Raw genomic sequence first — 24,091 nt, 5'->3', positions numbered from 1 at the left:
GATTCGGGGTTATTGAGCTGCTGCGATTGACCTTTCGGCGGCCGCAGCCACTGCATCCGGGGTGAAGCCGAACTCGCGGAACAATGTCTTGTCGTCGGCGGAAGCCCCGAAGTGCTCCAGGGAGACAATCTGGCCGGCGTCGCCGACGAACTTGTACCAGCCCTGAGCGATTCCGGCTTCCACCGAGACACGCGCGCGTACCGACGGCGGCAGCACGCTGTCGCGGTATTCCTGAGACTGCGCCTCGAACCATTCCACACAAGGGAACGACACCACGGACGCCGAGATTCCCTTGGCGGCGAGAAGTTTCTTCGCCTCCACTGCCAGTTGCAGTTCCGAGCCGGTCCCGATGAGCACCACATCGGGAGTGCCATCAGCGGCGTCCAGCACATAGCCGCCCTTGGCCACACCGTCGCGGCTGGTGCCCTCCAGGATGGGCACGCCCTGGCGCGTCAACGCCAGACCGACCGGGCCGGTGCTGGAACGACGCTCGAGGATGGTCGCCCAGGCGTAGGCCGTTTCGTTGGCGTCACCGGGGCGGACCACCGACAGATTCGGGATCGCACGCAGGGCTGCCAGGTGCTCCACCGGCTGGTGGGTGGGACCGTCCTCGCCGAGACCGATCGAGTCGTGCGTCCAGACGTAAATCGGGTCGATGTTCATCAGCGCGGCCAGGCGCACCGCGGGACGCATGTAGTCGGCGAACTGCAGGAACGTTCCGCCGTAGGCGCGGGTGGGACCGTGCAACACGATGCCGGACAGAATGGAACCCATCGCGTGCTCGCGGATACCGAAATGCAGTGTGCGACCGTATGGCTGGGCATTCCAGTCGGACGTCGCGATGGACCGCGGGCCGAAGGAATCGGCGCCCTTGATGGTGGTGTTGTTGCTGCCGGCGAGGTCCGCGGAGCCGCCCCACAGCTCGGGTAGCTTGGCCCCGAGCGCGGAGAGGGTGTCACCGGACGCGGCACGGGTGGCGACGCCCTTGGATCCGGGCTCCCAGGACGGCAGATCTGTGTCCCAGCCTTCGGGCAGAGCGCGCGCCTCAAGCCGGTCCAGCAGTGCCTTGCGCTCGGGCTCGCGGGCGGCCCAGGCGTCAAAGCCCTTGTCCCACTCGGTGTGTGCTTCCTTACCGCGCTGCACCAGCTCGCGGGTGTGGGCGATGACCTCGGGGGCCACATCGAAGGATTTCTCCGGATCGAAGCCCAGGATCTTCTTGGTGGCGGCCACCTCGTCGGCCCCCAGGGCCGAGCCGTGCACGCCACCGGTGTTCATCTTGGTGGGGGCGGGGTAACCGATGATCGTGCGCAGCGCGATGAACGACGGACGGTCCGTGACGGCTTTAGCGGCCTCGATGGCTTCTTCAATTCCTGCGACGTTCTCCCCGCCGACAACGGTCTGCACGTGCCAGCCGTACGCCTCGTAACGGGCTGCGGTGTCCTCGCTGAGCGCGATCTTGGTGTCGTGCTCGATGGAGATCTTGTTGTCGTCCCAGATGACGATGAGGTTGCCAAGCTGCTGGGTACCCGCCAGGGAAGATGCCTCGGAGGTGACGCCCTCTTCGATATCGCCGTCGGAGGCGATGACGTAGATGAAGTGGTCGAACGGGCTGGTGCCGGGCGCGGCGTCGGGATCGAACAGGCCGCGCTCGTACCGAGAGGCCATCGCCATGCCGACCGCGGAGGCCAGGCCTTGGCCAAGCGGGCCGGTGGTGATCTCCACACCCTTGGTGTGGTGGTACTCCGGGTGACCGGGAGTCAGGGAGCCCCAGGTACGCAGCGCCTCGATGTCGGAGAGTTCCAGGCCGAACCCGCCCAAGTACAGCTGCAAGTACAGGGTCAGGCTGCTGTGCCCGCAGGACAGCACGAATCGGTCGCGGCCGATCCAGGTGGTGTCACTGGGGTCGTGGCGCAGCTGCCGCTGAAAGAGCGTGTACGCCAGGGGCGCAAGGCTCATCGCGGTGCCGGGGTGGCCATTGCCGACCTTCTGCACGGCGTCGGCCGCGAGCACCCGCGCGGTGTCCACCGCACGCGTGTCCAGCTCTGTCCAGTCATCCGGGTGGTTGGCCCGGGTGAGGGTTGGGATATCGGTCGGGATTTCCGCCAGTTCATGCGAGATCGCGGTCACGGGCCCATCGTAGTGCTGCCGATTTCCCGCCGCTGCCTCAAGGCCGGGTGACGCCGCGCCAGCAATGTGATAGTTCGATGGTGGACAACCTATGTTCACTTCAATGGGCCGACCTTGGTTGTCGACGCCCGACCCTGGCGGTCTACCATCGTGTGTAGTAGAGCGCTCAGTGCCGCGGGTCGGCTGGCTCACCAGAAAAGCTACCCAGGAGGATCAGCGCGGTGCGGATGCGAGAGACGCAAGACGCGCAGGGTCATGGCCGTAACGCACCGCCCTTTCTCCGCATGATCCTCGCCTATGTTGCGCTGACCAAGCCGCGGGTGATCGAGCTGTTGCTGGTCACCACCATCCCGGCGATGTTGTTGGCCGATCGCGGTCACGTGAATCCGCTGCTGATCCTGAATACGCTGCTCGGTGGAATCATGGCCGCGGCCAGCGCCAACACCCTGAACTGTGTCGCCGACGCGGACATTGACAAGGTCATGAAACGCACCGCGCGGCGGCCGCTGGCTACCTCCTCGGTGAGCACTCGCAACGCCCTGATCTTCGGGGTTGTGCTCGGTGTCGGGGCGTTCGCATGGCTGTGGTGGACCGCGAACCTGCTTTCGGGCGTACTCGCGGTGGCCACCATCGCGTTCTACGTCTTCGTCTACACCTTGGTGCTCAAGCGCCGTACCGCCCAGAACGTGGTGTGGGGCGGGGCCGCCGGATGTATGCCGGTGATGATCGGCTGGTCGGCGGTCACCGGCACGATTCAGTGGCCGGCATTGGTGATGTTCGCGATCATCTTCTTCTGGACGCCGCCGCACACCTGGGCTCTCGCGATGCGGTACAAGGAGGACTACCGCGCTGCCGGCGTCCCGATGCTGCCCGTGATCGCCACCGAGGAGAAGGTCACCACACTGATCCTGGTCTACACCTGGCTCACGGTGCTGGCGACGTTGGCGCTCGCGCTGGCTGCCGGCGTCATCTACGCGGTGGTCGCGTTCCTGGCCGGGGTGTGGTTCCTGGCGATGGCGCACCAGCTGTACTCGGGTGTGCGCAAGGGTCAGCCCATCAGGCCGCTGCGTTTGTTCCTGCAGTCGAACAACTATCTGGCCGTCGTCTTCTGCGCGCTGGCGGTCGACTCCGTTGTCGGCTGGCCGACGCTGCTTGGCTACTAGATTCCAGGTCCCCGTCGCGGGCGTGACGCTCAGCGGCCCTGGGGAATCAGAACCACCGAGCCGGTGGTCTTGCGTGCCTCGAGGTCGCTATGGGCCTGCGCAGCCTGCTCCAACGGATAGCTGGCGCCGACGGTGATCTTCAACGTGCCGCGTGACACCAGGTCAAGGACATCATCGGCACGCCACGCGAACTCTTCGGGGGTCCGGATGAAATGGCCCATCGTGGGACGCGTCAGCACCGCCGACTTGGCGGTGAGGCGCTGCGGATCGAAGGGCGGCACCTGACCGCTGGCGGCGCCGTACAGAGCTATCAGACCGCGCACACGGACGGCTGCCAAGCTGGCTTCGAAGGTCGACTTGCCGACGCCGTCGTAGGCCACCGCGACGCCCTCGCCCGAGGTCAATTCCAGGATGCGTGAAGCGAATTCAGATGGATCGGCAGGATCGGGATAGGGCAGCACCTCGGCGGCGCCCGCTTCGCGGGAAAGTCTCTCCTTGGCCTCGCTCGACACCGTGGTGATGACCCGGACACCGCGATAGGTCGCCCACTGCGTCAGCAGCAAGCCCATGCCGCCGGCGCCGGCGTGCACCAGCACGGTGTCACCGGCCGCGACGGGATAGACCGAGGTGAGTAGGTAATGCGCGGTGATTCCCTGCAGCAGGGCGCTCGCCGCCACCTCGGCGGACAGTCCCTCGGGCACCTTGGCGGTGAAATCGGCTGGCGCGGTGGTCAATTCGGCGTATCCCCAGGCTGCGACCGGGCTGGCGACGCGGTCTCCAGGGGCTAGGTTCTCGACGCCTTCCCCGACCGCGCTCACCACACCGCTGACCTCCGACCCGGGGATATGGGGGAGCGGGGCCGCGTAGCTGCCGTTGCGCAGATAGACATCGCGGAAGTTGACACCCACCGCCTCGACGTCGATCAGCACCTCGCCGGGACCCGGTACCGGGTCTGCCTTTTCGACGAGGGTGAGGACGTCGGGTCCGCCGGTCGCAGGTACTTCGATGGCGCGCATAAGTACCAGTATCCAGGCCACGTACGCTCTACCTATGACCGACGAAGCTCAGCCGGCCGCTCAGGAGCGGAAGGTGTCTGTCCCGTCCACCGTGCACCGGGCGCTCACCGCATTCGTGAAGGCGCACCACATGCCCACCAAGGCGGTGTTGCAGCCGGTTGGAGAGGCCGGTGTCCGGATCACCCTCGTGGGCGCCGACGGGATCCTCGGTGATCAGGTTGTCGCCGATCTCGCCACCGCGCATGCTGCCGTGGCGGCGGTCGAAGGCATCGAGATCGCCGAGGGATGGGACCGTGAACTGGTCAGCACGGCCAACCCGGCACCGGGTCACGCCAAGAAGATGGCCGGGTGGGTCGCCCGGACGTAAGGCTGGGACGGCCGGATATCTTCCATCCGCGCATCGTTCTGGCCGGTTGTCCTCAGCTCGTCTCCGGTGACGGTGACGACGCCGAACTTGTTTCCGCGCTGCGTGTTCGCGATCTGCATGCACGGTGGCTGTCCTGGGACGACCCGGAGGTCGCACAGGCAGATCTGGTGATTTTGCGTGCGACCTGGGACTACCCCGAACGCCTGGATGAATTCCTGCGTTGGGCCGGATCGGTCCGCAACGTACTCAACCCGCTGCCGGTGGTGCGTTGGAATACCGACAAGCGTTACTTGAATGATCTTGCTGCCGCGGGTGTTTCGACGGTGCCGAGCACGTTTTTCGCGCCCGATGAGCCCATCGTGCTGCCCGACGGGGAACTCGTCATCAAGCCTGCGGTAGCGGGCGGTTCTCGAGGTGCGGGCCGCTTCAGCTGCCCGGAGGCCGCGCGCGATCACGCGGAGGCACTGCAGGACGAGGGCCGCACGGTGCTCATCCAGCCCTACGATCCGCGGGTCGATCAGCATGGTGAGACAGCACTGGTCTTCCTCAACGGTGAACCCTCGCACGCGTTCACCAAGGGTGCGCTGTTGCCCCCGCCGGGTACCGCGGCCGAGGTCGATGACTCTGGGCTGTTCCATTCCGAACAGTTGGCGCCGGTGAAGCCGTCGTCGGCGCTGTGGAAGTTTGGTGCTACCGCGCTGGCGGCGGCGGCGACGAAATCCGGTGTGGCCATGAGCGAGTTGCTCTACGCACGCGTTGATGTGATCGGTGGGGTGCATGACAACGATCCGCGACTGTTGGAGCTCGAGCTGGTCGAGCCGTCCCTGGGCTGGCGCCAGTTGGAGACCGAGGAACGTGACCTCGCGCAGCGAAAGTTCGTGATCGGTGTCGAGGAGGCGTTAGAGCGTTTGGGTCTCGGCCCGCTGGGGCAGGGCGGTCGCGGCTAGCTCCGGAGTGGTGAGCGCGGCCCAGAGCGCGGCGGTGGCGGCGGTGCAGGCTGCGGCACCCGCGACGTGAACCGCGACGAGCACGGCGGGCACCCCGGTGTAGAACTGCACGATTCCGATCAGCGCCTGCGCCGCGGTGAGCGCCAGCACTACCGTGAAGCGCGCCCACACATTTCGGGTCACGCCAACGGCCGCCAGACCGAATCCCAGGCCCAGCAGCAGCGCCAGGTAGGCGACGAGCAGGGTGCCGTGCAGGTGCACCAACGTGGTGATCTCGACCTGCAGCCGCGGAACCACGCGGGTGATGCTCTTGTCTCCGGCATGCGGTCCGGCGCCGGTGACCAGCGTTCCGGCCACCAGGACCCCGGCCAGCGTCACGCCGATCAACGCGGTGAGCCGACTCAGCGGTGCGGGAGGCGGTGGCACGGTGGGTAGATCGGAAACAACATCGGGCTCACCGACTTTCACGTACAGCAGCGTTGCCAACCACACCATGCCCATCGAGACGAGCAGGTGGATCGCGACAGTCCACCACAGCAGTCCGGTGCGCACCGTGATACCGCCGATGACCGCCTGCAACACGGTAGAGGCCGGCATCAGCCAGGCGTACACCAGGACCTCGTGACGGCGACGCGCACGGGTGACCGCGAGCACCGCCAGCGCCGCGGTGATAACGACCAGGAAGCTGATCATCCGATTGCCGAACTCCACGGCCTGATGGATACGTGGCACCTCCGCGACGGCGACGGGGGTGAAGCTCCCCGGGAAGCATTGGGGCCAGGTGGGGCAACCAAGGCCGGATGCGGTCACACGCACGACGGCGCCGGTGACGGCAATGCCACCTTGTGTGAGCACCACCGCGGCGGCAATGAGTCGCTGCGTCCGCAGGCTCGGCATCGGCAGCAGATCGACCACCCGCAGGAACGCTCGATATAGCACGTGCTGAGTCTATGCCACGCCCAACTACGTGCTGTAGTAGTTATCGATGGCACATGCGGGCAATGGATGCCCGGCTCAGGTGAATTTGAACCAGCGCAGTGCGCCGTAACTCGCGAGCGCACCCCATACCGCGAGCACAGCGATGGCGAACCAGTCCACCGACAGGGTCATCGCGGCGGCCAGCGCCTCAGAGAGGGCGCCGGAGGGGGACAGTCGTGCCAACAGCACCACGGCGTGCGGAATGGCATCGGTGGTGCGACCGTCTTCGAGCGTCAGAGCGCCCAGCCCGGCGAAGATGAACCACAGCAGATTCGCCAGCGCCAGCACGATTTCCGCACGCAGCGTGCCGCCCAGGAGTAGGCCCATCGCGACGAATGTCGCGGTGCCGATGGCGATGACCACCGCGCCGAGCAGCAGCCCGACCGGGGGCGGGCGCCAGCCCAGTGCGCCACCGATTGCGCCGATGACGGCGGCCTGCAACACCACGACCGTGACCACGGCCAGTGCCTTGCCGGCGATGATTCCCCACACCGGTAAGGCGGTGGCCCCCAAACGCTTCAGCGCACCGTATCGACGGTCAAACCCGACCGCGATGGCCTGTCCGGTGAAGGCGGTGGAAATGACCGCCAGCGCCATGATGGCGGGCACGAAGATATCGGTGCGCGAGCCGGGAAATTGCCCCAGCGGCAGCAGCGTCAATCCGATGAGCAGTGTTATCGGAATGAACATGGTCAACAGCAGCTGCTCACCGTTGCGCAGCAGCAGCTTGAGTTCCAGCCAGAACTGCGCGAAGAGCATGGTGTGCACGGCGCTTGGCCGGGGATCGGGGGCGAAGGTGCCCGGATCGAAGCGGGGTGTGGTGGTGTCGGTCATCGCAATTCCCTGCCGGTCAGATCGAGGAACACATCCTCAAGGCTGCGCTTTTCCACGCGCAGATCGGTGGTCAGCACATCCATCCGTGCGCACCACGCGGTGACGGTGGCCAGCACCTGTGGGTCGACGACTCCCTCGACCCGATACTCACCCGGAGTCACCTCGGCAACCTTGTAGCCCTCGGGCAGCGCGGAAGTGAGCAGGGTCAGGTCCAGTCGCGGTGGCGCGGAGAAGCGTAGTTGGTTCTCCGCGCCGGATTGCATCAGCTCTGCGGGTGTGCCGGCGGCGACCACCGATCCGTGGTCGATGATCATCAGCTGGTCGGCCAACTCCTCGGCCTCCTTCATGTGGTGCGTGGTCAGCACCACGGACACGCCGTCACGGCGCAGGCAGTCGATCAGCTCCCACACCACCAGCCGCGCGTGTGCGTCCATCCCGGCGGTCGGCTCGTCGAGGAAAACCAGCTCGGGTCGCCCCACCAGCGCGCAGGCCAGCGCGAGGCGCTGTTGTTGCCCTCCGGAGAGCCGCCGGTACGGGGTGCGGGCAGCGTCAGTCAGCCCCAGAGTGTTCAGAAGCCACTGTGGGTCAAGGGGATTGGCGGAGTAGGAGGCCACCAGTCCGAGCATTTCGCTGGCTCGGGCGGTGGGGTAGGCGCCGCCGCCCTGCAGCATCACCCCGATGCGTGCGCGCACCGCTGAGTTCTTGGCGACAGGATCCATCCCCAATACTTCGACGGTGCCCTCGTCGGGATGCAGGAACCCCTCGCACAACTCGACGGTCGTGGTTTTTCCGGCGCCGTTGGGGCCGAGCAGCGCGAAGACCTGCGCCTCCTGGACCTCAAGATCGAGGTTGTCCAACGCTGTGATCGGGGCCGTGGCCGTCCCGTATCGCTTCGTCACTGACCGCATTCGCACTGGTGGTGCTGTCCTGGTCGGTGGTTGCGTCACGGTCAGTCAGAGTAAGCGGCGCGTCTTGGTGACCGTTAGGCAGCCGACGCCATGGCAGATAGTCGTGCGTGATAGCGATGAGCATGACGGCGATGATCGCGCTGGCCACGGTGGCGTCGATGATCTGGAACAGAGCGAACCTGTCGCCGTTGGCGGTGGGCCCGAAAATGCCCACGAGCAGGGTGATCCCGATCGCGGTGCCGCGGAAGGCGGGCCGGGTGGCCCAGGCTGCCAGCGGGATGATCGCCCACAGCAGGTACCAGGGCTGTACCACCGGGAACAGCAGCACCGTGATGCCGAGGGCGACGCCCAGCCCGCCGACGGGGTGCAGCCGTCCACGCAACACGGCGAACAGCAGCCACGAGACCGCGATGGCGATGATGCCGATGCCGATGCCACGGGTCAGCGACAGGATGGCGGTGGTGTGATCGCCCAGCCCGAGCAGGATGCCGACCTGTCCGGTGCCCAGGGCGACGAGTGTCGGCGGTGACATCCAGCTACGCACCGCGTTGGCGGTGCCGAGCGTGTAAATCCAGCCGAAGCCCAGGCCACTGGCCCACCCGATCAGCACCGTGCAGGCACCGGTGATGATGCCCAGCAACGCTCCGGCTTGGAAGAGGCCGCGAACCCCGCCACCCCACCTGCGTGCCAGGGCCATCCCCACGAACCCCAGCGCCAACAGGGACGGCAGTTTGACCTGTGATGACGCGGTGATCAGCACGGCTCCGGCGAGGAGATTGCCCATTGGCGCCCAGCTGGCCCACTGCGCGCGGGTGCGTGGCTGCAGCGGGTTCAACCTGGGCGTGACGCCGGCGAGTGAGCGGGTGGAATCGATACCCCGCATGGCCAGTTCGGTGCCGGCCAGCATCAGGCCCAACATGAGGGCCTCGTTGTGAATCCCGGCGACCAGGTGCATCAACAACAGCGGATTGGCGGCTCCGAGCCACAGCGCACTGACCTCCGCGACGCCACAGCGCTGAGCCAGCCGCGGCGTGGCCCAGATGATCAGCAGCACGCCGAGAAGCTCGACGAGTCGATGACCGAGCGCCCCCGCGACGATGTCGTCGCCGGTGAGCCGCGAGATGCCCTTGCCGATCCACAGGAACAACGGACCGTAGGGGGCGGGTGTTTCTCGCCACAGGCTCGGCACCGACAGCGTGAACACGTGGTCAAGGCCAAGGGCGACCGCAGGCCCCTCGGTATACGGGTCCTTGCCCAGCCTCGCGATCTGGCTCTGCGCCAGATACGAGTACACGTCTTTGGAGTACATCGGCGGCGCGATGAGCAGCGGCAGGATCCACAGCAGCAGGGTCCGGTCGAGCTGGCCCCGCGACATCCTGCGTACCGGACCTCTGGGCCCATCCGGACGCCCGTCCGGACCTTTGTTGCGCAGGCTGCCGATCGCGAAGCGGCCCAACATGAGCCAGGCCAGCGTCATCATTACGGCGCCGGTGGTTGTCATCGTCAGCGACACCGTTTGAATCCGCGACGGCAGGTTCAGCAGCCGGACCCCGAAGATCGGATCCTGGATGACGGGGCGTGCTCCGGCCCCGAGCGCGCCGATGGCCATCAGGGCGGTTCCGGTGGCACCGAACAGTCGCGTTCGGTTCATGGCCGTGAGCTCGCGCTCATTGAGGGGAGCCGACGAACGCTCGTCGTCATGCAGATGCGAGAGCGACGAGCTCAGCCATTGCCCACGTACCGACACGCCAGCAGCGTATCGGCCCGTCGTGCCCGCTCCGTGGAACCGGCCGGGCAGGGCCTGTCCGGCCGGCACGGCGCCGCTCAACATAGGTAACCCTTGCTAGACGCGGCATTCCGAATTGCGTCACACTGGTGTTGTGAAATTCGGTTCGGGTGTCTCAGCTGGGGCTGCCGCCACGGCAGTGCCGCCGCTGGACGCTGCCCCGGCCGCATCCGCGGAGGGGCAGACCCGGGCCGCGGTGGTTCGTCTGCTGCTCGAATCCGGGCCCGTTACCGCAGGTGAGATCGGTGAGCGGCTCGGGCTGTCGGCCGCGGGTGTGCGCCGGCACCTGGACGCACTGATCGATGCCGGTGACGCGGTGGCCAATCCCGCGGCGGCTTGGCAGCACAACGGACGGGGACGTCCGGCTAAACGCTTTCAGCTCACTGCCGCTGGCCGGGCCAAGCTCAACCACGCTTACGACGATCTGGCCTCCGCGGCCATGCGCCAACTGCGCGAGATCGGCGGCGACGACGCGGTGCGCACGTTCGCGCGGCGCCGCATCGACGCGATCCTGGGAGATCTGACGATCGGAGCTGCCGATGAAGACCTGCCGGCGGCCGTCGGCCAGGTGGCCGAGGCGCTCACCCGTGCGGGATATGCCGCCTCTACCCAAAAGGTAGGCGGATCCGCTGGGTTTTTACAGGGCGTGCAGATCTGCCAACATCATTGCCCGGTGTCGCATGTCGCCGCCGAGTTCCCGGAATTGTGCGAGGCGGAACAGGAAGCCTTCGCCGCGGTGTTGGGAACACATGTGCAGCGTTTGGCGACCATCGCCAACGGCGACTGCGCCTGCACCACCCACGTCCCGCTGCAGACATCCTCCCCGGACAGCAGCCCAGATCCATCCCCCCTGCACGGCAGCCCCGAAACATCCCCCCTGCACGGCAGCCCCGTCCCGGTGCCCAGCCCGCACCAGATGTCTAACGAGTAGAAGGAGTCACGATGACCCTCGAACGTGAGGTCATGACCCAGGACGAAACCATTGCGTCTTTGGGCACGTACGGCTATGGCTGGTCGGACTCCGACGTCGCGGGGGCCAGCGCACAGCGTGGTCTGTCCGAGGCTGTGGTCCGTGACATCTCGGCCAAGAAGAGCGAGCCCGAGTGGATGCTCGATATCCGTCTCAAGGCGCTGCGCACCTTCGACAAGAAGCCGATGCCGAACTGGGGCTCGAACCTTGAGGGCATCGATTTCGACAACATCAAGTACTTCGTGCGGTCCAGCGAGAAGCAGGCAGCCACGTGGGACGATCTGCCCGCCGACATCAAGAACACCTACGATCGCCTCGGTATCCCCGAAGCCGAGAAGCAGCGCCTGGTGTCCGGTGTCGCCGCACAGTACGAGTCCGAAGTCGTCTATCACTCGATCCGCGAGGACCTTGAGGCCCAGGGCGTGATCTTCCTGGACACCGACTCCGGCCTGCGTGAGCACCCGGAGATCTTCAAGGAGTACTTCGGCAGCGTCATCCCCGCCGGCGACAACAAGTTCTCCGCGCTCAACACCGCGGTGTGGTCGGGTGGCTCGTTTATCTACGTGCCGCCGGGCGTCAAGGTCGATATCCCGCTGCAGGCTTACTTCCGCATCAACACCGAGAACATGGGACAGTTCGAGCGGACGCTCATCATCGTCGACGAGGGCGCCTACGTGCACTACGTCGAGGGATGTACCGCACCGATCTACAAGTCCGATTCGCTGCACTCGGCCGTGGTGGAAATCATCGTCAAGCCGGGCGGGCGCTGCCGCTACACGACCATCCAGAACTGGTCGAACAACGTGTTCAACCTGGTGACCAAGCGGGCCCGCGCCGAAGCGGGGGCCACCATGGAGTGGGTCGACGGCAACATCGGCTCCAAGGTCACCATGAAGTACCCGGCCGTGTGGATGACCGGCGAGCACGCCAAGGGCGAGGTGCTTTCGGTGGCGTTCGCCGGCGAGGGCCAGCACCAGGACACCGGTGCCAAGATGCTGCACCTGGCGCCGAACACGTCGAGCAACATCGTTTCCAAGTCGGTGGCGCGTGGTGGCGGTCGTGCCTCTTACCGTGGCCTGGTCCAGGTCAACAAGGGGGCACACGGCTCCCGCTCGACGGTGAAATGCGACGCGCTGCTTGTCGACTCGATCAGTCGCAGCGACACCTATCCCTACGTCGACATCCGCGAAGACGACGTCACGATGGGGCACGAGGCGACGGTCTCGAAGGTCAGTGACGATCAGTTGTTCTATCTGATGAGCCGCGGCATGACCGAAGACGAGGCCATGGCCATGGTGGTGCGCGGGTTCGTCGAGCCCATCGCCAAGGAACTGCCGATGGAGTACGCGCTCGAGCTCAACCGTCTCATCGAACTGCAAATGGAAGGCGCGGTCGGTTAGTAATGACGCAGTTGACTCAAGCTGTCGAAGGCTCCAACAAGGGCGAACTGTTCAGCTCCTACGACGTCGAGGCCTTCGAGGTTCCCGGCGGCCGTGACGAGTTGTGGCGGTTCACCCCGCTGCGCCGCCTGCGCGGTCTGCACGACGGATCCGCTGTCGCCACGGCAGATCCGGCCGTGGGAGTCACCGCTGGTGATGGCGTCACGGTCGAGACGGTTGATCGCGCCGACGAACGGCTCGGAAAGGGTGGCGTTCCGTCGGATCGCGTTGCCGCACAGGCATACTCCGCGTTCGGATCCGCCACCGTGGTTTCGGTCGGTAAGCAGGCAGTGGTCGCAGAGCCGATCGAGATCGCCGTGACCGGCCCCGGCGAGGGAGCGGTTGCCTACGGACATCTACAGGTACGAGCCGCTGAATTATCGGAGTCGGTGGTGGTCATCGACTACCGCGGCAGCGGAACATACGCCGAGAATGTGGAATTCCTACTCGAAGACGCATCGTGTTTGACTGTCGTCTCGATCGCCGACTGGGCCGACGACGCTGTGCATGTCAGTGCGCACCACGCCAAGCTCGGCAAGGATGCGGTGTTGCGGCATATCGCCGTCACACTCGGTGGCGATCTGGTTCGCCTCACCGGCACTGTCCGGTTCGAGGCACCAGGAGGCGACGCCGAGCTGCTGGGTCTCTACTACGCCGATGACGGTCAGTTCTTTGAGCATCGGCTGCTGGTCGATCACGCGCAACCCAACTGCCGTTCGCACGTCACGTACAAGGGTGCGCTGCAGGGAGACCCCGAATCTGGTCGAGCAGACGCGCACACCGTCTGGATCGGCGACGTGCTCATCCGTGCCGAGGCCACGGGAACCGATACCTTCGAACTGAACCGCAACCTCATCCTCACCGACGGGGCACGGGCGGACTCGGTGCCCAACCTGGAGATTGAGACCGGCGAGATCGCCGGTGCCGGACACGCCAGTGCCACCGGTCGATTCGATGACGAGCAGCTGTTCTACCTGCGCTCGCGCGGTATTCCGGAGGAGGACGCCCGCCGCCTGGTGGTGCGTGGTTTCTTCCAGGACATCATTGGCCGGATCGGGATCGAGTCGGTACGCGACCGGCTCACCGAAGCCATCGAACACGAACTCGCCCAGACCAATTCGTAGATAGAGAAAGCAACTCATGACCACGCTAGAAATCAAGGATCTGCACGTCAGCATCTCGCCGAACGAGGGCGAATCCATCGAGATCCTCAAGGGCGTCAACCTCACCGTGAACTCGGGGGAGACCCATGCCGTAATGGGCCCCAATGGCTCTGGCAAGTCCACGCTGTCGTACGCCATCGCCGGCCATCCCAAGTACGAGGTGACCTCCGGGTCGATCACCCTGGACGGACAAGATGTGCTGGAGCTGTCTGTCGATGAGCGCGCACGTGCCGGCCTCTTCCTGGCCATGCAGTACCCGATCGAGGTGCCCGGGGTATCGATGTCGAACTTCCTGCGCACCGCGGCAACCGCCGTGCGCGGTGAGGCTCCCAAGCTGCGCCACTGGGTCAAGGAAGTCAAGGAAGCCATGGGGGAGTTGGAGATCGACTCCGCCTTCGCCGAACGCAGCGTCAACGAGGGATTCTCGGGCGGCGAGAAGAAGCGCCACGAGATTCTGCAGCTGGGCCTGCTCAAGCCGAAGATCGCCATTCTGGATGAGACGGACTCCGGTCTTGATGTGGACGCCCTGCGGATCGTGTCCGAGGGAGTGAATCGGTACGCCGAGCGTGAGCACGGTGGCGTGCTGCTCATCACCCACTACACCCGGATTCTCCGTTACATCCAGCCGCAGTTCGTGCACGTCTTCGTGGGCGGGCGCATCGTCGAGTCGGGCGGCCCCGAGCTGGCCGACGAGCTGGAAGAGAACGGCTACGAGCGCTTTACCCAAACGGTGGGAGCCTGACCGTGACGGCCACTGTGCCGCTGAACACCACTCGGATCTCGGAGATCAGGGATGACTTCCCGATCCTGAGCCGGACGGTGCGCGGCGGTAAGCCGTTGGCGTATTTGGATTCCGGGGCCACTTCGCAGCGCCCCGTGCAGGTACTCGAAGCCGAGCGCCGTTTCCTCACCGAGCACAACGCTGCGGTGCATCGCGGCGCCCACCAGTTGGCAGAGGAAGCCACCGACGCCTACGAGGGCGCGCGCAATGCGATCGCCCGCTTCGTGGGTGTCGACGACGGCGAGATCGTCTTCACCAAGAACGCCACCGAATCGCTGAACCTCGTGGCCTATACCCTTGGCGACGAGCGGTTCGACCGTGCGGTGGGGCCCGGCGATGAGATCGTCATCACGGAGCTGGAACACCACGCGAATCTGGTGCCCTGGCAAGAGCTGTGCCGCCGCACGGGTGCCACTTTGCGTTGGTATGGCGTCACCGCCGACGGCCGTATCGATCTCGATTCGCTTGATCTCACCGAGGCCGTGAAGGTTGTTTCCTTCACCCATCAATCCAATGTGACGGGTGCGGTAGCTCCCGTCGCGGAGCTGGTGCGTCGCGCTAAATCCGTTGGTGCTCTGGTGGTCTTGGATGCCTGCCAGTCCGTTCCACACATGGCGGTGAACTTTCGGGAACTGGGCGTGGATTACGCGGCGTTCTCCGGACACAAGATGCTCGGCCCCTCGGGCGTCGGCGTGCTGTATGGCCGTCGCGAGCTGCTGGAGGCCATGCCCCCGTTCATCACCGGCGGCTCCATGATCGAGACCGTCACCATGGAGATCAGTACCTATGCGCCGCCCCCGCAGCGTTTCGAGGCTGGTGTCCCGATGACCTCCCAGGTGGTGGGGCTCGGCGCCGCGGTGGATTACCTGAACGCAATTGGTATGGAAGCTGTTGCCGCACACGAACATCAGTTGGTTGAGGCGGCGCTCGGCGGGCTCGGAAGTATCGAAGGCGTTCGCATCGTCGGCCCCACGGAGAACATCGACCGTGGAGGCGCAGTCTCCTTCGTGGTGGACGGCATTCACGCACACGACCTGGGCCAGGTGCTCGACGACGGGGGTGTGGCGATACGGGTCGGGCATCACTGCGCGTGGCCCCTGCACCGACGCTTCGGTATCGCGGCGAGCGCCCGCGCGTCCTTCGCGGTCTACAACACCCTGGACGAAGTCGACCGATTGGTGGCCGGCGTCCGTCATGCACAGGAGTTCTTCTTGTGAGGCTCGAGCAGATGTACCAGGAAGTCATCCTGGATCACTACAAGCATCCGCATCATCGCGGGCTGCGTGAGCCGTTCGCGGCCGAGGTGCACCATGTGAACCCCACCTGTGGCGATGAGGTCACACTGCGGATTTCTTTGGAAGACAACACGATTGCCGATGTGTCCTATGACGGGCAGGGATGTTCCATCAGTCAGGCCGCGACCTCGGTGCTGACGGATCAGGTGATCGGGCTGACGGTGGATGAGGCGCTCAAGACGGTGGCCTCGTTCAACGAGATGATCTCTTCGCGCGGCACCATCGACGGAGACGAGGACATCATCGGCGACGGCATAGCCTTCGCGGGGGTTTCACGCTATCCCGCCCGCGTCAAGTGCGCGCTCCTAGGATGGATGGCGTTCAAGGACGCGTTGGTACAGGCAACCGAACATCACGAGGTGAACCGATGACCGAGGTAACAGAAGAAGTAAAGCTCCTCGAGGATCTCGAGGAGGCCATGCGCGATGTCGTTGACCCCGAGCTCGGTATCAACGTGGTCGACCTGGGCCTGGTGTACGGGCTCAATGTCGAGGAGAGCGAGAGCGGCAAGGTCGCCATCATCGACATGACGCTCACCTCGGCGGCGTGTCCGCTCACCGATGTCATCGAGGATCAGTCGCGCAACGCCCTCGTCGGCGCGGGACTGGTCAAAGAAATCAAGATCAATTGGGTGTGGGTGCCGCCGTGGGGCCCGGACAAGATCACCGACGATGGTCGGGAGCAACTCCGGGCCCTCGGCTTCACCGTCTAGCGCTGGTGATGGCCTTCGTGGCCGCCTTCACATGAGCCATCCTTTGCGGCGCGCAAGGTGATTGTCGCGGCCTGAAGGTTTCCCGATGCGTCATTGGCACCGTGAGCGGCGATGCACTTGCCTGCGACGATGGCGCTCTGATCCGCCGGTGCGCGCTTGGCGTAGGCGGTCTCGTTGTTCACCGTCACGGTTATGGGGGCGGTCGTCCCGCCGTTCGGATCGGTACTGCTCACGGTGATGGAGTTACCACTGACCGAGGCGACCGTTCCGTGAATGGCCTCGTGCTCGGGCCGTTTACCGGATGACGGCGTGGGGGATGCGGACTGCTGTTGCTCCTTTGGGTGTTGCTTCGCGCAGTTACCGTCCTTGGCCGGCCAGATCATCACTCGCCGGGCGGTCGGTGGGTTCGAGTCTTGTTGCGCCATCGCGGCAATACAGCTGCCTGCGGTGACATCCGACAATTGTCCGGCCGTGATCTCGGAGACCTTCGTGGACTGGCTGAAGCCGACGGTCGCGTTGCCGTCCTTCTTGGTCACCTGGACGGTGTTACCCGATACGGACGCGATAAGTCCCGCGACCCGGTCCTTTCCGTCGTGTCCGTCGTGCTCGCCGTTGTGGGCTGCCGAAGTCGTTGGCGCGGCCGAGCTTGTGGAGGCACCGTTGGTGTCGTTGTGCGAGCCGCACGCGGCGACCGAGAGCGCGGTCAGTCCGGCGAGTGCCAACAGTGCCCCGCGGGCGAATCGTGGTTGGGCAGGTGTCTGAGTTGGGGACATCAATGTTCTCCATGGTCGACGAATAGGACACCTCAGCGTGCTCGCGTTGGCTGAGGTTGTGCTCCGGCGTGTGTGCGAAGTTGCTGTGTGTTGCGCAAAGTTCACGCCAAGTCCATCCAGGCTCACCGTAGCGGCGGTCCGCACTTGTCATCAGTGGCGGGACCGAGGTCGATCTTGGTGGCCTGCAGCACTCCCTGGGCATCCTTGGTGCCGCGGGCATCCGCGCATTTTCCGGTGGTGATCGCGATGGCCTCTGCGGGCTGGCGCTTGTCGTACTTGGTGTCGGCGGTCACGGTCACATTGGTCTGAATCTCCGCTGCGCCGCTGGGGTCGGTGTTGGCGATGACGATGGTGTTGCCGTTCACGGAGGCAACCGCGCCATGCGCGTTCGGCCCGCCGAAGGGAGGCGGCGCGCCGGGTTCAGCGGGCGGCGGCGGGCCGTCGGGACCGGCCGGTGGTGGTGCGCCCCCGGCGGGCGTATCCACCGCGCACGTGTTGTTCTCGGCGGCGCTGATCAGCACGCGTTGTGCCGTGGTCTGATCCGATGCCTCCGCACCCGGTGCCGCGAGCACGCTCACGCAACTGCCCACAATCACGTCCGAAAGCTCCGCGGGCTGCACCTCGGTGAGCTTGGTCATGGTGTTGAAGTCGATATCGGCGGTGCCTTCCGGGGTGTTTACCTGAACCGTGTGTCCGGTCACCGAGGAGATCAGCCCTCCGGCCCGGTCCTTACCACCGGCGTGCCGTGTCACGGTCGTCGATGCGGGGCCGGGCGATGATGCCGTGGGTTTGTCCGCGGATCCTCCGCATGCCGTACCGGCCAGGACGACTGCACCGGCGATCACCAGTAACGCGGGCCGGGGCCAGAGATTTGGTGACATGGTTGACCACGTTATCCGGAATGGATGCGGCCTCGGCGTAGTTTGACACCTCGTGACCGACGTGAGACCAGACGTAGCACCGCTCTTCGAGCCCTTCACCGTCAAATCGCTGACGGCTCCCAATCGGTTCGCGATGGCGCCGATGACGCGGTCGGCCTCGCCCGGTGGGGTGCCCGGTGAGAATGTGGCGGCGTACTACCGCCGCCGCGCGGCCGGAGGCGTGGGGCTGATCATCACCGAGGGCATCTTCATTCCTCATGATGCCGCCGGTGGACAGTCCAGTGTTCCCCGGTTGACCGGCGATGATTCGCTGGCAGGTTGGTCCTCGGTCACCGACGCGGTGCACCAGGAAGGATCGGCGATCGCCGCGCAGCTCTGGCATCAGGGTGTGGAGCGCGGCGTCGATCCGGAATTCAATCCAGACGTGGAGTCGGTGAGCCCTTCGGGTTTGGCCGGTGACGCATCTCCGCGCGGCCGCGCGTTGCAGACCGGTGAGCTGGCCCCGCTTGCCGAGCAGTACGGGACGGCGGCCCTCAACGCGCGGAATGCGGGCTTCGATGCCGTCGAGTTGCACGGCGCCCACGGCTACCTGCTCGACCAGTTCTTGTGGGAGCGCACCAATGTTCGGGCCGATGGCTACGGAGGCTCGGCGACCGATCGGGTGCGGTTCCCGGTCGAGGTGGTGCGCGCGGTACGCGCCGCTGTCGGGCCGGATTTCCCTATCTTGTACCGGTTCTCGCAGTGGAAGCAGGCCGATTACGCGGCCACGCTCGCCAATACTCCAGCGGAGTTGGAAGATCTGCTCGCGCCTCTTGTCGAGGCGGGTGTGGACGTCTTCCATCCGTCCACGCGGCGGCACTATGTGCCGGCGTTCCCGGATCTGGAGGGAGCCGACGGGCAACTGAGCCTGGCGGGTTGGACCAAACGTGTCACGGGGCTGCCGGCCATCGCCGTCGGTTCGGTGGGGTTGCAGACCGAGTTCAAGCCCTCCGAGGTTCGCGATATCGAGCCCGCGCCGGTGGAAGCGGTGTTGCGCCAGTTCGCCAACAGCGAATTCGACGTCATCGCGGTAGGTCGTGCCCTGCTGTCTGATCCCGAATGGGTCAATAAGCTGCGGTTTGGCCGGCAGGACGAGTTCGTCGGATTCAATATGGGCAAGGCGCTGTCCGCGCTCTACTGAGAACCAACGGAACATCGCGCATCCCGGCAACGTTGAGGACGACATGGCTACACGTGACATCAGTGCAGACGCATTCAATGACTTGATCCACGACAACGACATCGTGCTGGTCGACTTCTGGGCGTCGTGGTGCGGGCCGTGCCGTCAGTTCGGTCCGGTCTTCGAGGCGTCCTCGGAAGCGAACCCCGATGTGGTTCACGCCAAGGTGGACACCGAGGCGGAGCAGGCTCTGGCATCGGCGGCCAATGTCCGCTCGATTCCTACGTTGATGGTCTTCAAGCAAGGCCAGCTGGTGTTCAACCAGGCCGGTGCGCTGCCCCCGGCCTCATTGGCGGACTTACTGCAGCAGGTCCGCGATCTCGACGTCGAAGCGGCACTGCGCGAACAAGAGGTCTAGCCCGCACCCGAGGGGCACGTGGCAGGTAAGCCTAGGCTAGGCTTAGGTGTCGTGGCTGAGCATATTCCTGTCGATGGCGCTGACTCCTTGGGCGAAGGTGTTGACGAAGGTGTTGAGGCGCCGACCAGCCTGAGGGAGTACGTCAGGACCACCGCGATAAATACGCTGCCCCCGCTTATCGCGTACTACGCGCTTCGCGCGTTCGGGGTGACGCCCTACCTGGCCCTGGCCGGCGCGATCATCACGGCCGTCGTGCAGGGGATCTTGAACATGGTGATCAAGCGCAAGTTCGAGCCCGTGAACGGCGTGGTGATCGTCGCCGCGGCCTGTTCGCTGACCGTCGCGTTCACCACAAAGAATCCCCGCATAGTGCAGGTCACCGAGCTCATCCCGGTGTCCTTGATTGTGTGGTCCCTGGTGGTGAGTGCGCTTCTGCGCAGGCCCGCCTCGAAGAAGTTCGCGAGCGCGATCTCGCCGAATCTCGCGGATGGGGCATTGCCCCGGCGCGGGTGGACCGAGCAGGACGTCACGGACTGGCACACGCTGCACACCCGGATCTGCCTATGGCTGGGGCTGCTCTGCGGGATGTTTCCGGCCCTGGCGATCTTTCTGATCTTCACGCTGTCGGTCGATGTCTCGCAGATTCTGATAGTCGCTATCGGCCCCACACTGTTGGTCGTGTCGATCGCGAGCGCCGTGACGCTGCTGCAACAGTTCGTCCGCCGCCGCGATCAATCGGCGGCCGAGCGTGCTGCGGCGCTCGAGGACGGCGCTGAGCATGCGGTGGGGGCAGGCTAACCACGCGGATCGGGCGGCTGAACGCTCCCAGGCGCAACGATTTGGTGCAGCCCCGTGCGGTCGGTTATATGGACACATGAGTTTCGTCCTGGTGGACCGTCCGCGTCCGGAAATTGCCCTGGTCACTTTGAACCGGCCCGAGCGGATGAACGCCATGGCATTCGATGTGATGCTGCCCTTCAAGCAGCTGCTCGTTGATATCAGCAATGACAACGAGGTGCGCGCTGTCGTCATCACCGGGGCAGGTAAGGGTTTCTGCTCGGGTGCCGATCAGAAATCCGCCGGGCCCATTCCGCATATTGGGGGACTGACTCAGCCGACGATCGCATTGCGGTCGATGGAGTTGCTCGATGAGGTCATCCTCACCCTGCGCCGGATGCATCAGCCGGTGATCGCCGCCATCAACGGCGCGGCCATCGGTGGCGGTCTGTGCCTGGCGCTGGCATGCGATGTCCGGGTGGCATCGGATGACGCCTACTTCCGGGCGGCCGGCATCAACAACGGATTGACGGCCAGCGAGCTGGGCCTGAGCTATCTGCTGCCGCGCGCCATTGGCACCTCGCGCGCCTCTGACATCATGCTGACCGGCCGCGACGTCGATGCCGACGAGGCCGAGCGCATCGGTTTGGTATCCCGGAAGGTGTCCTCCGAGTCGCTGCTGGAAGAGTGTTACGCGATCGGGGAACGCATCGCCGGGTTCTCCCGTCCAGGAATCGAGTTGACCAAGCGCACCATTTGGAGTGGGCTGGACGCCGCTAGCCTGGAAAGTCACATGCACCAAGAGGGTCTGGGCCAGCTGTATGTCCGGCTGCTCACCGACAACTTCGAAGAAGCCACCGCCGCCCGCAAGGAGCGGCGCAAAGCGACCTTTAGAGACAAGCGCTGAAAGTGCGAGACACGCACACAGCATCCAAGGAGTAAGTAGTGATTACCGCGACGGACCTCGAGGTCCGCGCCGGCGCCCGCACGCTCGTCTATGCGCCGGGCCCCGCGTTACGTATCCAGCCCGGCGACCGCATCGGGTTGGTGGGCCGTAACGGGGCAGGCAAGACCACCTCGATGAGAATTTTGGCGGGGGAGGGTGAGCCATACGCCGGATCGGTTTCTCGGATCGGTGAAATCGGTTATCTGCCACAGGATCCCAAGGAAGGTAACTTGGATCTGTTGGCCCGCGATCGGGTGCTGTCGGCCCGCGGCCTCGACACCATCATCAGCGAGATGGAGAAGCAGCAGACGCTGATGGCCGAGCTGGCCGACGAGGAGCAGCGCGATAAGGCCGTGCGCCGCTACGGACAGCTGGAGGAGCGTTTCTCGTCACTGGGCGGGTACGTGGCGGAAAGCGAGGCCGCCCGGATCTGTTCGAGCCTCGGTTTGCCCGAGCGCGTACTGATCCAACCGCTGCGGACACTGTCGGGTGGTCAGCGCAGACGTGTGGAGTTGGCGCGGATTCTGTTCGGTGCGGCCGAGGGGGGTGCGGGATCGAGCATGACGTTGCTGCTCGACGAGCCGACCAACCACCTCGATGCCGACTCGATCGGTTGGTTGCGCGGCTTCCTGCAGAACCATGACGGCGGACTGGTAGTGATCAGTCACAACGTCGATCTGCTGGCCGATGTCGTGAACAAGGTGTGGTTCCTGGACGCGGTGCGTGGCGAGGTCGACGTCTACAACATGGGTTGGCAGAAGTACTTGGACGCGCGGTCGCTCGACGAACAGCGCCGCCGCCGCGAGCGTGCCAACGCGGAGAAAAAGGCCTCGGCCCTGCGCACTCAGGCGGCCAAGATGGGCGCCAAGGCAACCAAAGCTGTTGCTGCGCAGAATATGTTGCGCCGCGCCGAGAAGATGTTGTCCGGGCTCGATGAGGAACGCGTGGCCGACAAGGTGGCCCGCATCAAGTTCCCGACACCCGCCGCGTGTGGGCGAGTGCCGTTGGTGGCCAAGGGATTGACCAAGAACTACGGATCGCTGGAGATTTTCACCGGGGTGGACCTGGCCATCGATCGTGGTTCACGCGTCGTGGTCCTGGGGCTCAACGGTGCGGGCAAGACGACGCTGCTGCGGCTACTGGCGGGCGCGGAGACTCCAGACTCCGGAGAGCTGGAACCGGGCCACGGTCTCAAACTCGGATACTTCGCCCAGGAGCACGACACCCTGGACGATCACGCGACGGTCTGGGAGAACATCCGCCACGCCGCCCCGGACACGGGGGAGCAGGAGTTGCGCGGAATCCTGGGCGCGTTCATGTTCAGTGGCCCACAGTTGGAGCAGCCGGCAGGGACGCTATCCGGTGGTGAAAAGACCCGCCTGGCCCTTGCCGGACTGGTCGCCTCGACCGCGAATGTGTTGCTGCTCGACGAGCCCACCAACAACTTGGATCCGGCCTCGCGTGAGCAGGTATTGGACGCGCTGCGTAGTTACCTCGGGGCGGTTGTTCTCGTGACGCACGATCCCGGCGCCGCCGAAGCCTTGAATCCGCAACGCGTCGTGTTGTTGCCGGACGGCACCGAGGACTACTGGTCGGACGAGTATCGGGACCTCATCGAGCTGGCCTAACCTTTTCTATCCCGCCTTCCGCGTCTCGTGTACATGCGTGATCACATTTGCGCTATGGTGCAACCGGGTCGAGTTGCCCATAGGGGCTGTGGAGTGGAGTCGGGAGAGAGGTCGCGATGGCCAAAACGCGCGACGAGGAGCGTGCCGAGCTGAAGGCCGGATACGAGAAGGGTGCGAGCATTCGCACGCTCGCCGCGGCAACGGGCCGCTCGTATGGCTATGTGCATCGCGCTCTCGTGGAATCGGGTGTGGCCCTGCGCGGCCGAGGCGGGCCGAACCGGCGGAGCCGCAAGGCCGAGTAGGCGTTCGACACGCAGTGTGCGCGTTGAGCTTTCGGGCGACAATTGTTGCTACCGTGGTGCGATGCGAGGACAAGGCGGTATCCGGAACATCGGCGTGCTGGCGCTGGCAGCGTTGACGGCATCCGGATGTGGCGGTGAGGCACGCCAGTTGGGTGAGTTGGTGTCGCCGGTGGCGACGACGACGGCGCTACCGCAAACATCGACACCTGCCCCGGAAACCTTCCGTGTCACCGCCTGCGAGACGAGTAGCGGAGGTGGTGGCAAGAATGTGGCCACACTGCTGCGCGATGTCCGGGTGGGAAAGCAGGACGACTACGACAGGGTTACCTTCGAATTCGGGGCGGACCCGAAGATCGACCCCAAGAACAAGGTGCCGCTGGATGAGCTGGTCGTTCCCAAGTACTCGGTGGACAGCCCGGCGAGTGTTTCCGCGGGTCCCAAGGGGGACAACGTCGTAGTTGCCGGTACCGCGTTACTGGGAGTGCTCTTCACCGGCGCCTCTGCGCACGAGAGTGATAAGCCGATCCGGTCCTACCCGGGGCCCAATGAGATCACGCCGAAGGATTTCCCGATTCTCGCGGAAGCCAAGCAGGGCGAGGATTTCGAAGGAAAGGTGCGGTGGGCGCTGGGGCTGAATAAGCAGCGCTGTCCTCAGGTGAGCACGCTGACCAACCCGCCGCGTCTTGTGGTGGATCTACCGCACTAGCCACACTTGTGACCG

Annotated in this window: 25 protein-coding genes; 17 read left to right on the top strand and 8 right to left on the bottom strand. The window is 65.2% G+C overall.

The window, feature by feature from the left end:
- Positions 1-9: 9 nt before the first annotated feature.
- Positions 10-2,127: a transketolase gene (tkt, locus tag B4393_RS19220; protein WP_078335447.1), complete on the bottom strand. Its 2,118-nt coding sequence runs from the start codon at positions 2,125-2,127 to the stop codon at positions 10-12.
- A 227-nt stretch (positions 2,128-2,354) separates the two neighbouring features.
- Here tkt and B4393_RS19215 point away from each other — a divergent pair, with 227 nt between their 5' ends.
- Positions 2,355-3,290: a heme o synthase gene (locus tag B4393_RS19215; RefSeq protein WP_078335446.1), complete on the top strand. Its 936-nt coding sequence runs from the start codon at positions 2,355-2,357 to the stop codon at positions 3,288-3,290.
- A gap of 29 nt (positions 3,291-3,319) precedes the next feature.
- Here the strand turns inward: B4393_RS19215 and B4393_RS19210 are convergent, their stop codons facing one another.
- Complete coding sequence (locus tag B4393_RS19210) at positions 3,320-4,306, bottom strand: quinone oxidoreductase family protein (RefSeq protein ID WP_078335445.1); 987 nt, start codon at positions 4,304-4,306, stop codon at positions 3,320-3,322.
- A gap of 34 nt (positions 4,307-4,340) precedes the next feature.
- Here B4393_RS19210 and B4393_RS19205 point away from each other — a divergent pair, with 34 nt between their 5' ends.
- Together B4393_RS19205 and B4393_RS19200 are read left to right on the top strand one after the other, a co-directional pair.
- Entirely contained in the window at positions 4,341-4,673 is a 333-nt protein-coding gene (locus tag B4393_RS19205; protein ID WP_070939591.1) for a hypothetical protein, read from the top strand.
- Complete coding sequence (locus tag B4393_RS19200; protein ID WP_078335444.1) at positions 4,655-5,620, top strand: ATP-grasp domain-containing protein; 966 nt, start codon at positions 4,655-4,657, stop codon at positions 5,618-5,620. Before B4393_RS19205 ends, B4393_RS19200 begins: the two co-directional genes overlap by 19 nt.
- Here B4393_RS19200 and B4393_RS19195 read toward each other — a convergent pair.
- The 4 genes from B4393_RS19195 to mptB form a co-directional block, all read right to left on the bottom strand.
- Positions 5,573-6,559 carry a COX15/CtaA family protein gene (locus B4393_RS19195; protein ID WP_078335443.1) on the bottom strand — a complete coding sequence of 329 codons (987 nt, stop codon included), beginning with the start codon at positions 6,557-6,559 and terminating at the stop codon, positions 5,573-5,575. The genes B4393_RS19200 and B4393_RS19195 overlap by 48 nt on opposite strands.
- Positions 6,560-6,634: 75 nt before the next feature.
- A complete protein-coding gene (locus tag B4393_RS19190) occupies positions 6,635-7,432 on the bottom strand; it encodes an ABC transporter permease (RefSeq protein WP_070939597.1) in 798 nt (265 codons plus the stop codon).
- On the bottom strand, positions 7,429-8,340 hold the full coding sequence (locus tag B4393_RS19185; protein ID WP_078335442.1) for an ABC transporter ATP-binding protein: 912 nt from the start codon (positions 8,338-8,340) through the stop codon (positions 7,429-7,431). The genes B4393_RS19190 and B4393_RS19185 overlap by 4 nt, the downstream gene beginning before the upstream one ends.
- Positions 8,270-10,087, bottom strand: a complete 1,818-nt coding sequence (gene mptB, locus B4393_RS19180) for a polyprenol phosphomannose-dependent alpha 1,6 mannosyltransferase MptB (RefSeq protein WP_078335551.1) — start codon at positions 10,085-10,087, stop codon at positions 8,270-8,272. Before mptB ends, B4393_RS19185 begins: the two co-directional genes overlap by 71 nt.
- A 133-nt stretch (positions 10,088-10,220) precedes the next feature.
- Between mptB and B4393_RS19175 the strand changes: the two genes are divergently transcribed.
- The 7 genes from B4393_RS19175 to B4393_RS19145 are packed head-to-tail and all read left to right on the top strand — an operon-like array spanning position 10,221 to position 16,486.
- Positions 10,221-11,057, top strand: a complete 837-nt coding sequence (locus tag B4393_RS19175) for a helix-turn-helix transcriptional regulator (RefSeq protein WP_078335441.1) — start codon at positions 10,221-10,223, stop codon at positions 11,055-11,057.
- A gap of 32 nt (positions 11,058-11,089) precedes the next feature.
- Positions 11,090-12,496: a Fe-S cluster assembly protein SufB gene (sufB, locus tag B4393_RS19170; RefSeq protein WP_070940034.1), complete on the top strand. Its 1,407-nt coding sequence runs from the start codon at positions 11,090-11,092 to the stop codon at positions 12,494-12,496.
- A 2-nt stretch (positions 12,497-12,498) separates the two neighbouring features.
- On the top strand, positions 12,499-13,659 hold the full coding sequence (gene sufD, locus B4393_RS19165; RefSeq protein ID WP_078335440.1) for a Fe-S cluster assembly protein SufD: 1,161 nt from the start codon (positions 12,499-12,501) through the stop codon (positions 13,657-13,659).
- A 16-nt stretch (positions 13,660-13,675) separates the two neighbouring features.
- Positions 13,676-14,440 (top strand): Fe-S cluster assembly ATPase SufC, encoded by a 765-nt coding sequence (sufC, locus tag B4393_RS19160; RefSeq protein ID WP_070939601.1) that lies wholly within the window; start codon positions 13,676-13,678, stop codon positions 14,438-14,440.
- Between the two features lie 2 nt (positions 14,441-14,442).
- On the top strand, positions 14,443-15,696 hold the full coding sequence (locus tag B4393_RS19155; RefSeq protein ID WP_078335439.1) for a cysteine desulfurase: 1,254 nt from the start codon (positions 14,443-14,445) through the stop codon (positions 15,694-15,696).
- Positions 15,693-16,145: a Fe-S cluster assembly sulfur transfer protein SufU gene (gene sufU / locus B4393_RS19150; RefSeq protein WP_078335438.1), complete on the top strand. Its 453-nt coding sequence runs from the start codon at positions 15,693-15,695 to the stop codon at positions 16,143-16,145. The genes B4393_RS19155 and sufU overlap by 4 nt, the downstream gene beginning before the upstream one ends.
- On the top strand, positions 16,142-16,486 hold the full coding sequence (locus B4393_RS19145; protein WP_070939604.1) for a metal-sulfur cluster assembly factor: 345 nt from the start codon (positions 16,142-16,144) through the stop codon (positions 16,484-16,486). The genes sufU and B4393_RS19145 overlap by 4 nt, the downstream gene beginning before the upstream one ends.
- Here B4393_RS19145 and B4393_RS19140 read toward each other — a convergent pair.
- Together B4393_RS19140 and B4393_RS19135 are read right to left on the bottom strand one after the other, a co-directional pair.
- A complete protein-coding gene (locus B4393_RS19140; RefSeq protein WP_078335437.1) occupies positions 16,483-17,259 on the bottom strand; it encodes a DUF5666 domain-containing protein in 777 nt (258 codons plus the stop codon). The two genes, B4393_RS19145 and B4393_RS19140, sit on opposite strands and share 4 nt — an antisense overlap.
- A gap of 122 nt (positions 17,260-17,381) precedes the next feature.
- The gene (locus tag B4393_RS19135; RefSeq protein ID WP_078335436.1) at positions 17,382-18,011 is read right to left on the bottom strand and encodes a DUF5666 domain-containing protein; all 630 of its coding nucleotides are present in this window, start codon (positions 18,009-18,011) and stop codon (positions 17,382-17,384) included.
- Between the two features lie 181 nt (positions 18,012-18,192).
- Here B4393_RS19135 and B4393_RS19130 point away from each other — a divergent pair, with 181 nt between their 5' ends.
- The 7 genes from B4393_RS19130 (at position 18,193) to B4393_RS19100 (ending at position 24,076) form a co-directional block, all read left to right on the top strand.
- A complete protein-coding gene (locus B4393_RS19130; RefSeq protein WP_078335435.1) occupies positions 18,193-19,320 on the top strand; it encodes an NADH:flavin oxidoreductase in 1,128 nt (375 codons plus the stop codon).
- A 43-nt stretch (positions 19,321-19,363) separates the two neighbouring features.
- Positions 19,364-19,717, top strand: a complete 354-nt coding sequence (trxA, locus tag B4393_RS19125) for a thioredoxin (protein ID WP_070939608.1) — start codon at positions 19,364-19,366, stop codon at positions 19,715-19,717.
- A gap of 51 nt (positions 19,718-19,768) precedes the next feature.
- Positions 19,769-20,515: a VC0807 family protein gene (locus B4393_RS19120; protein WP_078335434.1), complete on the top strand. Its 747-nt coding sequence runs from the start codon at positions 19,769-19,771 to the stop codon at positions 20,513-20,515.
- Between the two features lie 76 nt (positions 20,516-20,591).
- On the top strand, positions 20,592-21,401 hold the full coding sequence (locus tag B4393_RS19115) for an enoyl-CoA hydratase (RefSeq protein ID WP_078335433.1): 810 nt from the start codon (positions 20,592-20,594) through the stop codon (positions 21,399-21,401).
- 38 nt (positions 21,402-21,439) lie between these two features.
- Positions 21,440-23,068, top strand: a complete 1,629-nt coding sequence (locus B4393_RS19110; protein ID WP_078335432.1) for an ABC-F family ATP-binding cassette domain-containing protein — start codon at positions 21,440-21,442, stop codon at positions 23,066-23,068.
- Between the two features lie 116 nt (positions 23,069-23,184).
- Positions 23,185-23,370, top strand: a complete 186-nt coding sequence (locus tag B4393_RS19105) for a helix-turn-helix domain-containing protein (RefSeq protein ID WP_070939612.1) — start codon at positions 23,185-23,187, stop codon at positions 23,368-23,370.
- Between the two features lie 61 nt (positions 23,371-23,431).
- Positions 23,432-24,076, top strand: coding sequence for an AMIN-like domain-containing (lipo)protein (locus B4393_RS19100; protein WP_078335431.1), 645 nt, complete (start codon positions 23,432-23,434; stop codon positions 24,074-24,076).
- The last annotated feature ends 15 nt before the right edge of the window (positions 24,077-24,091 follow it).

It is taken from the genome of Mycobacteroides franklinii (assembly GCF_002013895.1).
Lineage (GTDB): Bacteria > Actinomycetota > Actinomycetes > Mycobacteriales > Mycobacteriaceae > Mycobacterium > Mycobacterium franklinii.
Note: the sequence above shows the minus strand (reverse complement) of the source record. Positions and strands in the feature narration are given on the sequence as shown.

Coding starts and splice junctions, on each gene's coding strand:
- B4393_RS19210 (WP_078335445.1), bottom strand. CDS start 4,306: ATGCGCGCCATCGAAGTACCTGCGACCGGCGGACCCGACGTCCTCACC.
- B4393_RS19145 (WP_070939604.1), top strand. CDS start 16,142: ATGACCGAGGTAACAGAAGAAGTAAAGCTCCTCGAGGATCTCGAGGAG.
- B4393_RS19115 (WP_078335433.1), top strand. CDS start 20,592: ATGAGTTTCGTCCTGGTGGACCGTCCGCGTCCGGAAATTGCCCTGGTC.
- B4393_RS19185 (WP_078335442.1), bottom strand. CDS start 8,340: ATGCGGTCAGTGACGAAGCGATACGGGACGGCCACGGCCCCGATCACA.
- B4393_RS19215 (WP_078335446.1), top strand. CDS start 2,355: ATGCGAGAGACGCAAGACGCGCAGGGTCATGGCCGTAACGCACCGCCC.
- B4393_RS19205 (WP_070939591.1), top strand. CDS start 4,341: ATGACCGACGAAGCTCAGCCGGCCGCTCAGGAGCGGAAGGTGTCTGTC.
- B4393_RS19100 (WP_078335431.1), top strand. CDS start 23,432: ATGCGAGGACAAGGCGGTATCCGGAACATCGGCGTGCTGGCGCTGGCA.
- sufB (WP_070940034.1), top strand. CDS start 11,090: ATGACCCAGGACGAAACCATTGCGTCTTTGGGCACGTACGGCTATGGC.
- B4393_RS19140 (WP_078335437.1), bottom strand. CDS start 17,259: ATGTCCCCAACTCAGACACCTGCCCAACCACGATTCGCCCGCGGGGCA.
- trxA (WP_070939608.1), top strand. CDS start 19,364: ATGGCTACACGTGACATCAGTGCAGACGCATTCAATGACTTGATCCAC.
- B4393_RS19105 (WP_070939612.1), top strand. CDS start 23,185: ATGGCCAAAACGCGCGACGAGGAGCGTGCCGAGCTGAAGGCCGGATAC.
- sufD (WP_078335440.1), top strand. CDS start 12,499: ATGACGCAGTTGACTCAAGCTGTCGAAGGCTCCAACAAGGGCGAACTG.
- sufC (WP_070939601.1), top strand. CDS start 13,676: ATGACCACGCTAGAAATCAAGGATCTGCACGTCAGCATCTCGCCGAAC.
- B4393_RS19190 (WP_070939597.1), bottom strand. CDS start 7,432: ATGACCGACACCACCACACCCCGCTTCGATCCGGGCACCTTCGCCCCC.